Origin of the sequence: Arthrobacter crystallopoietes (assembly GCF_017603825.1) — a bacterium.
GTDB lineage: Bacteria > Actinomycetota > Actinomycetes > Actinomycetales > Micrococcaceae > Crystallibacter > Crystallibacter crystallopoietes_B.
This window is the reverse complement of record NZ_CP072014.1, coordinates 3602024-3614988: the sequence shown is the minus strand read 5'-3', so window position 1 is coordinate 3614988 and position 12965 is coordinate 3602024. Positions and strand designations below refer to the sequence as shown.

12 protein-coding genes are annotated in these 12965 nt (G+C 64.2%); 10 read left to right on the top strand and 2 right to left on the bottom strand.

From position 1 onward, the window contains the following. The first annotated feature begins 113 nt into the window (after positions 1-113). The 6 genes from leuC to J5251_RS16510 all read left to right on the top strand — a co-directional run bounded on the left by leuC (position 114) and on the right by J5251_RS16510 (position 6624). Positions 114-1592 carry a 3-isopropylmalate dehydratase large subunit gene (gene leuC / locus J5251_RS16535; RefSeq protein WP_208574628.1) on the top strand — a complete coding sequence of 493 codons (1479 nt, stop codon included), beginning with the start codon at positions 114-116 and terminating at the stop codon, positions 1590-1592. 24 nt (positions 1593-1616) lie between these two features. Continuing rightward, positions 1617-2216 (top strand): 3-isopropylmalate dehydratase small subunit, encoded by a 600-nt coding sequence (gene leuD, locus J5251_RS16530; RefSeq protein WP_139006569.1) that lies wholly within the window; start codon positions 1617-1619, stop codon positions 2214-2216. 110 nt (positions 2217-2326) lie between these two features. Further along, entirely contained in the window at positions 2327-3643 is a 1317-nt protein-coding gene (gene murA, locus J5251_RS16525; protein WP_139006530.1) for a UDP-N-acetylglucosamine 1-carboxyvinyltransferase, read from the top strand. A 16-nt stretch (positions 3644-3659) separates the two neighbouring features. Continuing rightward, the gene (locus tag J5251_RS16520) at positions 3660-4445 is read left to right on the top strand and encodes a lysophospholipid acyltransferase family protein (protein WP_208574627.1); all 786 of its coding nucleotides are present in this window, start codon (positions 3660-3662) and stop codon (positions 4443-4445) included. Then, positions 4442-5479, top strand: coding sequence for an NAD(P)H-dependent glycerol-3-phosphate dehydrogenase (locus J5251_RS16515; protein WP_208574626.1), 1038 nt, complete (start codon positions 4442-4444; stop codon positions 5477-5479). Before J5251_RS16520 ends, J5251_RS16515 begins: the two co-directional genes overlap by 4 nt. After that, positions 5476-6624: a D-alanine--D-alanine ligase family protein gene (locus J5251_RS16510; RefSeq protein WP_208574625.1), complete on the top strand. Its 1149-nt coding sequence runs from the start codon at positions 5476-5478 to the stop codon at positions 6622-6624. Before J5251_RS16515 ends, J5251_RS16510 begins: the two co-directional genes overlap by 4 nt. A 33-nt stretch (positions 6625-6657) precedes the next feature. On the opposite strand, the gene J5251_RS16505 is transcribed toward J5251_RS16510, so the two are convergent. Next, the gene (locus J5251_RS16505; protein WP_208574624.1) at positions 6658-7146 is read right to left on the bottom strand and encodes a DUF3515 family protein; all 489 of its coding nucleotides are present in this window, start codon (positions 7144-7146) and stop codon (positions 6658-6660) included. A 141-nt stretch (positions 7147-7287) separates the two neighbouring features. Between J5251_RS16505 and J5251_RS16500 the strand changes: the two genes are divergently transcribed. From J5251_RS16500 to rsmD, 4 genes are all read left to right on the top strand, one after another. Beyond that, complete coding sequence (locus tag J5251_RS16500; protein WP_208574623.1) at positions 7288-8313, top strand: LCP family protein; 1026 nt, start codon at positions 7288-7290, stop codon at positions 8311-8313. 146 nt (positions 8314-8459) lie between these two features. Next, positions 8460-9428 (top strand): DAK2 domain-containing protein, encoded by a 969-nt coding sequence (locus tag J5251_RS16495; protein ID WP_244250704.1) that lies wholly within the window; start codon positions 8460-8462, stop codon positions 9426-9428. After that, positions 9421-11628, top strand: coding sequence for an ATP-dependent DNA helicase RecG (locus J5251_RS16490; protein WP_432264406.1), 2208 nt, complete (start codon positions 9421-9423; stop codon positions 11626-11628). The genes J5251_RS16495 and J5251_RS16490 overlap by 8 nt, the downstream gene beginning before the upstream one ends. A gap of 3 nt (positions 11629-11631) precedes the next feature. After that, positions 11632-12198, top strand: a complete 567-nt coding sequence (gene rsmD, locus J5251_RS16485) for a 16S rRNA (guanine(966)-N(2))-methyltransferase RsmD (RefSeq protein ID WP_208574622.1) — start codon at positions 11632-11634, stop codon at positions 12196-12198. Here the strand turns inward: rsmD and J5251_RS16480 are convergent. Next, positions 12195-12965 carry a spermidine synthase gene (locus tag J5251_RS16480; RefSeq protein WP_139006522.1) on the bottom strand — a complete coding sequence of 257 codons (771 nt, stop codon included), beginning with the start codon at positions 12963-12965 and terminating at the stop codon, positions 12195-12197. The two genes, rsmD and J5251_RS16480, sit on opposite strands and share 4 nt — an antisense overlap.

The following is a 12965-nucleotide window of genomic DNA, read 5'->3' as shown; positions in this document are numbered from 1 at the left end:
TAGCGGGCAGCGATGCGGGCTGGGAAAGTTGAAGTACATACTTCTGCGGGCGCCGATGGCAGCTGAAAACCGGTTGAAACGGCCCGCGCTGTCACTGATGGAGGGAGCTGGCTATGGCCGGTACAACTGCGGGCAAAACGCTCGCCGAAAAGGTGTGGAATGCACACGTGGTGCGCAAGGGCGACGGCGAAGGAGCCGCGCAGCAGCCTGACCTGCTCTACATCGATCTCCATCTTGTTCACGAAGTCACGTCCCCGCAGGCGTTCGAAGGGCTGCGCCTGGCCGGCCGTCCGCTGCGCCGCCCGGATCTGACCATCGCCACGGAGGACCACAACACTCCGACGCTGGATATCGACAAGCCGATCGCGGATCCGACCAGCCGGACCCAGATCGAGACGCTGCGCGCCAACTGCAAGGAGTTCGGCGTCCGGCTGCACTCCCTGGGTGACGCCGAGCAGGGCATTGTGCATGTTGTCGGCCCCCAGCTGGGCCTGACCCAGCCTGGCCTCACCGTGGTCTGCGGCGACTCGCACACGTCCACGCACGGCGCCTTCGGCGCGCTGGCATTCGGCATCGGCACGTCCGAGGTCGAGCACGTCATGGCGACCCAGACCTTGTCGCTGAAGCCGTTCAAAACGATGGCGATCAATGTCGAGGGCACTCTGCGTCCGGGCGTGACCTCGAAGGACATCATCCTGGCCGTCATCGCCAAGATCGGCACCGGCGGGGGACAGGGCTACGTGCTGGAATACCGCGGATCGGCCATCCGGGACCTGTCGATGGAAGCGCGGATGACCATCTGCAACATGTCCATCGAAGCCGGTGCCCGCGCCGGTATGGTGGCACCGGACGAGACCACTTTTGAATACCTGAAGGGCCGGCCGCACGCCCCCGAGGGTGCGGACTGGGACGCCGCAGTTGACTACTGGCAGACGCTGCGCAGCGACGACGACGCCGAATTCGACGCCGAGGTGTTCCTCGACGCGGACACGCTGGAACCGTTCGTCACGTGGGGCACCAACCCCGGACAGGGCGTGTCCCTCTCCGAGTCGGTTCCCTCGCCGGAGGACTTCGCGGACGAGAATGCCAAGGCTTCGGCCGAGCGCGCCCTAACTTACATGGACCTCAAAGCCGGCACGCCGATGAAGGACATCCGGGTTGATACCGTTTTCCTCGGCTCCTGCACGAACAGCCGCATCGAGGACCTGCGCATCGCTGCAGACATCATCCGCGGCCGTAGCAAGGACCCGAACGTCCGCATGATGGTGGTGCCCGGTTCTGCCCGCGTCCGGCTGGAAGCCGAGGCCGAGGGCCTGGACCAGGTCTTCAAGGATTTCGGCGCCGAGTGGCGCTTCGCCGGCTGCTCCATGTGCCTGGGCATGAACCCGGACCAGCTGGCTCCGGGCGAACGTTGCGCCTCCACGTCCAACCGCAACTTCGAGGGTCGCCAGGGCAAGGGCGGCCGCACGCACCTCGTGTCGCCTGTGGTGGCAGCGGCGACTGCGGTACGCGGCACCTTGAGTTCGCCGTCGGACTTGGATCCTGTTGACGAGGGCCAGGCTCGCCGCCTGAGCCAAACCAGCGCAGCTTAACGCGGATTAGGGGAAACAATGACCATGGAAAAATTCACCACCCACACCGGCATCGGGGTTCCGCTGCGCCAGTCGAATGTGGACACCGACCAGATCATTCCTGCGGTGTACCTCAAGCGCATCACCCGTACCGGATTCGAAGACGCGCTCTTTTCTGCCTGGCGCAAAAAGGAAGACTTCATCCTGAACCAGGAGCCGTTCAACCGTGGCTCGGTGCTAGTGGCCGGTTCCGATTTCGGCACCGGCTCCTCCCGCGAGCACGCGGTATGGGCACTGAAGGATTACGGCTTCAGGGTGGTCCTCTCGTCGCGCTTCGCGGACATCTTCCGGGGCAACTCGGGCAAGCAGGGCCTACTGGCCGCACAGGTCGCCCAGGACGACATTGAGTTGATCTGGAAGGAACTGGAGAACCATCCGGGCACCGAAATCACGGTGGACCTGAACTCCAAGACCGTGGTCTGCGGAACCCTCACGGCGCCGTTCGAGATCGATGACTACACGCGCTGGCGCCTGCTCGAAGGGCTGGATGACATCGGGCTGACGCTCCAGCACGAAGAGGACATCACCAGCTACGAGGCAACCCGTCAGTCCTGGAAGCCCAAAACGCTTCCGGCCCGGTCCTAACATCGGCGTGGCTAATCGCACTTTATTTCGGGATGATCACGGTAGCTTCTATGCTTAGCTGAGGCCTTCGCGAAGTATGGAGGCGTTGCTAATCGAGGAAACAGGTGTATATGGCAAGCGTTCTGACCATCCGCGGAGGAGTCCCTCTTAGGGGAAAGGTATCCGTCCGGGGAGCCAAGAACCTCGTACCAAAAGCCATGGTTGCCTCCCTGCTGGGCAACGATCCTTCACTGCTGCGCAACGTCCCGGAGATCAAGGACGTCGAGGTAGTGACCAGTCTGCTGCGCCTGCACGGCGTCGAGGTCGCCAAGGATCCTGTCACCGGTGACCTGTCGCTGGACCCCACCAAGGTCAAGACGGCACAGATGAAGGACATCGACGCGCATGCCGGTGACTCCCGCATCCCGATCCTCTTCTGCGGGCCGCTGATCCATGCCATCGGGGAAGCGTTCATTCCTGACCTGGGTGGCTGCAAGATCGGGGACCGCCCCATCGACTACCACCTGGATGTGCTGCGCCAGTTCGGCGCCGTGGTGGAAAAGCTTGAGGGCGGTATCTCCATTTCCGCTCCCAAGGGTCTGAAGGGCGCCAAGCTCTCGCTGCCTTACCCCAGCGTCGGCGCCACCGAACAGGTGCTGCTGACAGCTACCCGTGCCGAGGGCATCACCGAGCTCAGCGGGGCTGCGATCGAGCCGGAAATCATGGACCTGATCGCGGTCCTGCAGAAAATGGGCGCCATCATTTCGGTGCAGACGGACCGGGTCATCCGGATCGAGGGCGTTGCGCATCTCAGCGGGTTCAACCACCGCGCACTGCCGGACCGCAACGAGGCCGCATCCTGGGCTTCCGCCGCACTGGTCACCCAAGGTGACATCTATGTTGAGGGCGCGATGCAGCCTGATCTGACCGCGTTCCTGAATACCTACCGCAGAATCGGCGGTGCCTTCGATATCGACGACGAGGGCATCCGCTTCTACCACACCGGCGGGAAGCTCTCGCCGCTCGTCCTCGAGACGGACGTGCACCCGGGCTTCATGACGGACTGGCAGCAGCCCCTTGTGGTTGCCTTGACCCAGGCCGCCGGCGTGTCCATCGTCCACGAAACGGTCTATGAAAACCGCTTCGGCTTCACCCATGCCCTGATCCGGATGGGCGCCAGCATCCAGGTGCACCGCGAATGCCTGGGCAGCATCCCCTGCCGCTTCGGCCAGCGTAATTTCCTGCATTCGGCAGTCATCTCTGGACCCACCCAGCTGCAGGGCACGGACATCGACATTCCGGATCTGCGGGGCGGCTTCAGCCACTTGATTGCGGCGCTGGCAGCCAACGGCACGTCACGCGTGACCGGTATCGAGCTGATCAACCGGGGTTACGAGCGGTTCCAGTCCAAATTGGAAAACCTCGGCGCGGACTTCGACATTGCCTGAAGCGGCAGGACGAAGGATGAAGCCGGCCATGAAGGAACGGGCCACGATCGGCACTTTGGCGGCCTTGGTGCGCCCGGTGCTGAACCTGGTCCTCAGGCGTAAGTGGGACGGGATGGAGAACCTGCCTCAAGGCAAGGGAATCATCGTCTGCCCCAACCACAATACGGAAATAGATCCCCTGGTAGTCGGTCACTTCGTCTACAACCAGGGCTTCTTTCCGCACTTCCTGGCCAAGGCCTCCCTGTTCAAGATCCCCGTGGTCGGCGCCATCCTGTCGGCCGCCAAGCAGATCCCCGTGGAGCGCAGCAGCGCGGGCGCAAACCGCTCGCTCAGCGTGGCCCGGGAGGTGATGGATCAGGGCGGTGCCGTGATCATCTACCCCGAAGGCACACTGACGCGGGATCCGGACCTGTGGCCCATGCGCGGCCGGACCGGCGCGGCCCGGCTGGCGCTCCAGACCGGTGCCCCGGTTGTGCCGATTGCCCATTGGGGCGCCAACGAACTGTTCCCGCGCTACGCAAAGAAGCTCCACATCTTTCCGCGCAAGACGGCCAGAGTGGTGGCCGGACCGCCGGTGGACCTGAGCGAATTCATCGGCCAGCCGCTGACAAAAACCGTGCTCGAAGGGGCGACGAACAGGATTCTGGACGGCGTGACGGAATTGCTGGCCGGACTCCGCGGCGAGCAGCCGCCGGCGGAGCGCTGGGACCCGGCTATACGCGGCCAAAACGCCACCGGCCGCAACTTCGAAGTTTCCCCGCCTGCCGACCTGCCACCTACATCACCGGAGGACAAGCCGTGAGCCCCCACCAGGATCTGCCCGCTGTCGTGGCTGTTCTGGGCGCCGGCAGCTGGGGTACAACGTTTGCCAAAGTCGTTGCGGATGCCCATCCGGGCATCCAGGTGCGTCTATGGGCACGGCGGCCGGAAGTGGCGGATGAAATCAACAACCGCCACCTTAACAGCCAGTACCTCAACGACATCCGCCTGCCGGACAACCTGACCGCCTCCGGTGAGGTGGCCGAGGTCATGGACGGGGCGGAACTGGTGGTTCTTGCCGTTCCGGCGCAGACGCTGCGTCCGCAACTGGCGGCCTTGAAGCCGTTGCTGGGGGACACCGCCGTCGTTGTTTCCCTCATGAAGGGCCTGGAGCGCGGCACTGATTCGCGAATGAGCGAAGTCATCAAGGAAGAACTCTCGCTGCCCGATTCGCGGATCGCGGTGATTTCCGGCCCCAACCTCGCCATGGAAATTGCGCGCAAGGAACCGACCGCCTCGGTGGTGGCCTGTACCGACCGCGATGTGGCGCAATGGATCGCCAACACGTGCACCGCCCGCTACTTCCGCCCGTATACCAACACGGACGTTGTGGGCGTGGAGATCGGCGGGATCGTCAAGAATGTGATTGCCCTGTGCGTGGGCATCTGCGACGGCAAGCACATGGGCGACAACACCAAGGCCTCCGTGATCACCCGCGGGCTGGCGGAGACTACGCGGCTCACGCTGGCGCTGGGCGGCGAGCTGGAAACCATGGCGGGGCTGGCCGGACTGGGGGATCTGGTGGCGACATGTTCGTCCCCGCTCTCGCGCAACCATACGGCAGGCCGTCTGCTGGGCGAAGGCCTGACGCTGGACGAAGTCAACCAGCGCATGACCCAGACCGCGGAGGGCATCAAGTCCGGGCGCGCGGTGCTCGACCTGGCCACCCAGGTAGGCGTGGAAATGCCGATTACCGAAAGCGTGGTCGCCGTCCTCGAAGGAGAAATCTCCGTCGAAGACCTGGCCCCGCGACTGCTCACACGTGAGCTCAAATCCGAAGGCGAACAGGAACAGTGAACAAAGAACCGAACAGCCCGAATGCCCCGGCAAGTGAGCGGAAACCGCGTGTCGCCGTCCTCTTCGGCGGCCGTTCCAGCGAGCACTCGGTCAGCTGCGTGACGGCTGCAGGCGTTTTGGCGGCCATTGACCAGGAAAAGTACGACGTCATTCCGATCGGCATTGCTCCCAACGGCCAGTGGACCTTGGTCTCCGAGGATTCCGCCCGGTGGTCCCTGACCTCGGAGACCCGGCCGGAGGTCGCCCCCGCGGCGGAATCGGTGCTGCTGGCCGCAGCGAATTCCGGCACCGAACTGGTTGTCCGTTCTGCCTCCGACGCCATCCGGAACCTGGGACGGGTCGATGTGGTGCTGCCGCTGCTGCACGGGCCTTTCGGCGAAGACGGCACCCTGCAGGGCCTGCTGGAAATGGCCGACGTGCGCTATGTGGGCGCCGGGGTCCTGGCATCCGCCGTCGGGATGGACAAGCACTACATGAAGGTGGTCTTCGAAGCCGCCGGGCTTGAAGTCGGACCTTACGAAGTCATTACCGACCGCCAGTGGCAGCAGGATCCGGATTCGGCTTTGGCACGTGTGGCGGGACTGGGCTTCCCGGTCTTCGTGAAGCCGGCCCGCGCCGGTTCGTCAATGGGCATCAGCAAGGTTTCCGACGCAGCCGGACTGCGTGCCGCCATCGAAGCCGCACGCGAGCACGATCCGAAGATCGTCGTGGAAGCTGGGATTATCGGCCGGGAAATCGAAGTGGCCGTCCTGCAGGGGCGCAGCTGCGACGAGCCGCGCACCAGCCTCCCGGGTGAGATTGCGGTGCAGCCCGGTGTCCACGACTTCTACGATTTCGAGGCCAAGTACGTAGACGGCGCGGCTGCGGCACTCAGCTGCCCGGCGGACCTACCCTCGGACGCCACGGACCGTGTCCGCGAACTCGCCGGCAAGGCGTTCGACGCCGTCGCGGGAGAGGGCCTGTCCCGGGTGGACTTCTTTTACACGCCGGAGGGCCATCTGATCATCAACGAGATCAATACGATGCCCGGGTTCACCCCGATCAGCATGTACCCGCAGATGTGGGCAAAGTCGGGCCTGCCCTATACCGAACTCATCGACGAACTGATCTACCTCGCCCTGAACCGCAAGACCGGACTGCGCTAACCGCAACTGCGCTTGCCGCTCGGCGTCCCGTGTCTACGAGGCGTCGAGCGTGTCCGACGGGTTGATGCATTTGCTCGTCTGCGGAACCTCGGCGGCGGCGTCGGCCAGATCCACCAGAATGGTGGATTCGGCCACCTCGTCAGGGTTGAAAATAAGCTCGGTAGCCGGTTCGCGGCCATAAGTGGTGGCTGTCCACGTGTCTTCGCCCTCGTGCAGGACCCAGTCGATGCCGTTGACCGTGACACACCGGTCCGTGGTCGGTCCGGGCACCGTGACGCCGCAGCGGAGGATGACCTTGGACGGATCGCCCCAGGCAGCCGTTGCCTGGCTGGAAGTCTCGCGGCGCTCAGCGTCGGCAACGAACTCCGGCAGGATCACCATCATCGGAGCACAAGCGGGATTGGCGGCGTCTTCGGCGGCATCAACCTGCACGATGGGAGAGCAGGCCGTTGCCGCGAGCACTATCCCTGCCCCCAGCAACGAGGCAGGCAAGTATCGGCTCAGGGCGTTCATGCGGGACATGAATCCAGCCTATCCGCTTGCCGCGACGGACAGTAACGGAACGCCCTCCAGCCCTCGTGCTCGCTGCGCGGCGACCCTTGCAGGAACCGTCCAGTTTCGGCCACTATGCTCGTCCGTGGCCCGTTTCAAGAAAGTGAATGAATGACGTCTGACTACGACTATGACTACGCCCCTCCCCGCCGCCCCAAGCGCCGGCCCGTGCGCAAGGTGCTCGCCGTGCTGGCAGCACTGTTGGCCGTGGCCATCGTCATCGGCGGCAGCTATGTCTTTTACCTGGCAAACGTCTTCGACAACAATTCGCAGAAGATTGAGAATGCGTTCCCGCAGAACCGTGTCAGCAAGGCAGCCGGGGATGGCTCCCAGAACATCCTGCTGATGGGAACTGATGCCGACGGCGGAAGCGGCGAGGATGAAAACCTGGCCGGAGTGCCCAACGGCGGACGGACGGACACGATGATGCTCGTGCATGTTCCGGAAAACCGCGACAAGGTCTACGTCATGTCGATCATGCGAGACACCTGGACCACGATCCCCGGCTACGGAGAGCACAAAATTAACTCCGCCATGGCGTTCGGAGGCACGCCGTTGGTGGTGGAAACGGTGGAGACATTGTTCAACGCGCGCATCGACCATGTGGCCTCCGTTGATTTTGCCGGCTTCCGGTCGCTGACGGACGCCCTTGGCGGTGTGGAGATCGATAATCCTGCCGCCTTCCAAATCACCGGCGGTAACGGCGAATCCTTCCCGGAAGGTGTGCAGACCCTCGACGGCGAGTCTGCCCTGAATTTCGTCCGGGAGCGCAAGTCGTTCACCGACGGCGACTACCAGCGAGTGGCCAACCAGCAGTTGTTCGTGAAAGCGCTGGTGTCCGAAATCCTTTCGCCGACGACGCTGGCCAATCCACTGCGGATGAGCGGAGTCGTCTCCGAATTCTCGCCTTATATCAGCGTTGATTCGGAATTCAGCGGTCCGGCGGCAGCCTTCCTCGGCGCCAGTCTGTGGAAGGTGCGCGGCAACGACATCGAGATGTTTACGCTTCCGTCACTGGGTACCGGCATGTCTGCCGACGGCCAGTCCATTGTGCTCAAGGATGAAGCGGCCATCGCCGAAGTATCCGAGGCAATGAGCAATGGGTCGATGGCCGATTATCTGGCTTCCGCCGGCTAGAAGGCTCGGAGAGCTGCAGCTGATTTGCAGCCATGCCCAAAACGTTACGCACTGTCGGGCTCCGGCTACGGTAGGCTCGGTTAACGCCGGAGAACTGAAAGAGTCCGTTGGCCTTTTTGTGCCGGCGGCAGCGGGATTGGAACACCTTGCACGCAAAGATAGCCGCGAACACACAGGCGCTCAAGCGCTGGCTGGCGAAAGCGGAAGAGGTGCTCGGGAACCACAGCGACCGGCTCAATGCCATCAACATCTTCCCCGTTGCTGACGGGGACACGGGCACCAACCTGTACCTGACGGTGAGAGCAGCGTCCCTGGCCGCCGCCGAGACGGATACCGCGGACGTCGGCGAACTGTTGGCGGCCAGCGGGCAGGCGGCCATGGAGGAAGCGCGCGGGAACTCCGGCACATTGTTCGCGGTCTTCCTCTCGGCGATGGCGGAACCGCTCAAAGGCACCACCAGGATGACCGGGCCGTTGCTGGCCGCGGCGCTCCAGCGGGCGGAAATCCGCTGCTGGTCCGCGTTGAGCGATCCGGTACCCGGGACCATGCTCTCGACCATGGAAGCAGTATCACGGGCCGCTAATTCCCAGGGAGCCGCCCACAACGGTGACGATTCGAACCACGGTCTGGCCGTCACCCTTGAAGCAGTGGTGGAGGCCGCCGTCGAAGCCGTGGTGCAGACGGAAGACCAGCTTGGTGCGCTGGCTGCTGCGCAGGTGGTGGACGCTGGAGCCGTCGGCTTCCTGCTGATCATGGACACATTGCGCTCCAGTGCCCTCGGGGTGGAACTGCAGCCGGAACTGCTGGACGGGCTGCACGGTTACAACCTGCAGGATCCGCACATCCATCTCGGCCAGGCGCACGAAGGAGTGGAAGTCATGTGCACCATCAACTTGAGTCCGCTGGATGCCGCCACGCTGCGCCTGCAGCTGGACGAACTGGGCGATTCCGTGATCCTGAGTGCAGTGACCGAGTCGGAGGTCGGCTACCGCTGGCGGGTCCACGCCCATGTCCCGGAAGCGGAGCCAGCCTTGGCCGCGATCCGGGCCTTCGCTGAACCGTCGAATCTGTCTGTGACCGATCTTTCCGCCCCGGTGTACGAGGCCCATGACTGAACATCTGCCGGCAGAAGTCGAATTCGAACTGAAGCGGCGGCTCGGCCAACGCAGCGCTTCGGCGTTGGAGAAGCACCTTGGCCTGACCACCGTCGGTGAACTGCTGAATTATTTCCCGCGCCGCTACCTCAAGCGCGGTGAGCTGACCAGTATTGCCGAGCTCCCGCGGGATGAAAACGTGACCTTGGTGGCCCGCGTTGTCAGCTGCACTACACGCCGGATGCGTGCCCGGAAAGGTACGCTGACCGACGTCGTCGTCAGCGATGATTCCGTCCGCGGATTGAACCAGGTGCATCTGACATTCTTCAATGCGTACCGTGCGGACAAGGAACTGCTGCCGGGCACGCTGGCCATGTTTGCCGGCAAGGTCACCACGTACCAAAGCCAGCTAACGCTGACCAATCCGGACTACGTGCTGCTTGAGGACGAGAGCGGCTTTGACGCCGAGGAAGCCCGGCGGCCCGTCCCGCTGTATCCGGCCACTGCCAAATTGAGCAGCTGGCGGATCAAGGCCGCCGTCGAAGCTCTGCTCGACGTCGTGGACTTCAGCCGGATCGAGGATCCGGTGCCGGCCGATATCGCCATCCGCGACCGGCTGTATTCGTTGGAGGACGCCTACCAGCAGATCCATCGTCCCCAGGACATGGAATCGGTGGCCAAAGCCCACGAGAGGTTCAGGTACCAGGAAGCGCTGATCCTGCAGACCGCGCTGGCCCGGCGCAGGGCACAAGCGGCCGCCGAGGAGGCAACCGCCAGACCGCACCGCCGGGCTGGATTGCTGGAGCGTTTCGACGCCTCGCTGCCCTTCACCCTCACCGGCGGCCAGCAGGAAGTCGGAGCCACCATTGCCGCGGAGCTCGCGGAGAACCACCCGATGAACCGGCTGCTGCAGGGGGAAGTGGGGTCCGGCAAAACGCTCGTTGCCCTGCGGGCCATGCTCCAGGTCATCGACGCCGGCGGTCAGGCCGTCCTGATGGCGCCAACGGAGGTGCTGGCCGGCCAGCACCACGAATCGATCCGGCGGATGCTAGGACCCCTTGCCGAGGGCGGCATGCTTGGCGGCGATGAAAACGGGACCCAGGTTGTACTGCTGACCGGTTCCGTGGTAGGCGCTGCCCGGCGTCGTGCTTTGCTGGATATCGGGAGCGGTCAGGCGGGCATTGTCATCGGCACGCATGCCCTGCTCTCCAAAGAGGTCGAGTACAGCGATCTCGGCCTGATCGTCGTGGATGAGCAGCACCGCTTCGGCGTCGAGCAGCGCGATCAGTTGCGCGCCCAGGCCATCAAACCGCCGCACCTGCTGGTCATGACCGCCACACCGATCCCGCGCACCGTAGCCATGACCGTTTTCGGCGACTTGGAAACATCGGTACTGCGGGAACTGCCGGCCGGACGCGCCCCGATCCGTACTCATCTGGTGGGACTCGTGGAGAACCCCGGGTGGGCGGACCGGATCTGGGCCAGGGCGCGCGAGGAGGTGGACGCTGGCAGGCAGGTGTACGTGGTGTGTCCGAAGATCGGCGACGACGAAGGCGAGGATCCGGCCAGTTTTGAGCCGACTGCCGATGCCGGAGAGGAAAGCCGCCCGCTGGCTTCCGTCCAACGGATTGCCGAGTTTCTCGGGGAACTGCCGGTCTTGTCCGGAGTGCGCATCGGTGTGCTGCACGGCAGGCTGGACTCGACGGAAAAGAACGCCACCATGGCCGCTTTTACCGAGGGGCAACTGGACCTGCTCGTGTCCACTACCGTCATCGAAGTCGGCGTGGACGTGCCGAATGCCACGATGATGGTAATCCTTGATGCGGACCGGTTCGGTATCTCCCAGCTGCACCAGCTGCGGGGACGGGTGGGACGCGGCTCGCTGCTGGGTACCTGCCTGCTGGTCACAAGCCTGGAGCCGGGCCACCCCAGCCGGGAGCGGCTGCAAGCGGTGGAGGCGACCACTGACGGATTCCGGCTGGCCCAGGATGACCTGAAGCTGCGGCGCGAAGGCGACATTCTGGGGTCCTCCCAGTCCGGTGGCAAGTCCACGCTGAAGCTGCTGCGCGTCATCAAGGACGAAGCCGTGATCGAACAGGCCCGTAAGGACGCCGCGGCGATCATTGAACACGACGCGCAGCTGGGGGACTACCCGGAATTGGCCGAGGCAATCGAGCTGTATCTCAACCCGGAGAAAGAGGCGTTCCTTGAGCGGGGGTAAGCAATGAGCCGGGTGGTGGCCGGGGCCGCCGGCGGCATGACGCTGGCCAACGTGCCGGGCACCGCAACGAGGCCGACGACGGATCGGGTCAAGGAAGCCTTGTTCTCACGGCTCGAGTCGTACGACGTCATCCATGACGCCGTCGTTCTGGACCTCTTTGCGGGTTCCGGCGCCTTGGGGGCGGAATGCGCCAGCAGGGGAGCGGCCCGCGTTGAACTGGTCGAGCTGGCGGAAAAGGCCGCCGCCGTGTGCCGGCGCAACGCCGAGATGGTCAACTCCGTGCTGCGCCGTGCGGTGGTGCAGGTCCACCGCACCGGCGCCGAGGGATACCTGGGCAGGCTGCAGGAGGGCAGACATTACAACCTGGTGCTGATCGATCCGCCGTACCCGCTCGCCGAAGACAAGTTGGCGGAGATCCTGGCCCTGCTGGAACCGTTCCTGGCCGAGGGGTCGGTGGTCGTCGTTGAACGCTCTTCGCGTTCGCCGGAACCACGTTGGCCGGCCGGGCTGGAATGTTTTTCCGACCGCAAGTACGGCGAGACTCAGTTGTGGTTCGCGGAGCCGGCCTAGGCCAGCACGAATGATTCCAGCTCGGCGCCCGTGAGCACCCGTGCCGGATGCGGACCGGCGGCCAGCAAGGATTGCGTCCAGTCCTCCGGCCACGAATCCCGTCTCGCAGCAAGCACCAAATTGCCGGCATAGCGGCTGGTGAACATGCCCGCTTCCCCCAGCACGGCCACCGCTGGCGTGCAGTCTGACAGCTCCGAGACCTGACGTTTGGCAAAGGTCAGCGGAGGGTCGTCGCCAACGTTGACCAGCAGCACTCCGCCGGGCGACAGCAGATCGAGCAACTCGCTGTAGAAACTGCCAGTGGCCAGATGCTCCGGGGCATCCTCTCCTGCGAAGACATCGAGTACGACGACGTCGAACTCGCCGTCGATATCGCCAAAGGTCAGTTCCTGGCGGGCATCCCCGATGTATATCGTCAGATCGGTTCCCTCAGGCAGCGGCAGCTGGTCGATGACGTAGTCCAGCAGCTCACGTTCCAACTCCACGGCATGTTGCTCGGAGCCCGGCCTGGTGGCCTGGAGGTAGCGCGCCAGCGTGAGTGCGCCGGCACCGAGATGCAACGAGCGCAGAGGCTGGCCCGGTTCGCCGGCAAGATCCACGACGTTGGCAATGCGGCGCAGGTACTCGTAGAAGACATGCTCCGGGTGCTTCAGATCTACATGTGACTGCTCGGCTCCGCCGATACTCAGGATGTACGCTCCGGGTACCCTGCTGTCCGGGTCAATGGAGGCATGCAGGCCGCTGCCGCGCAGGAAACGGTTCGTCAC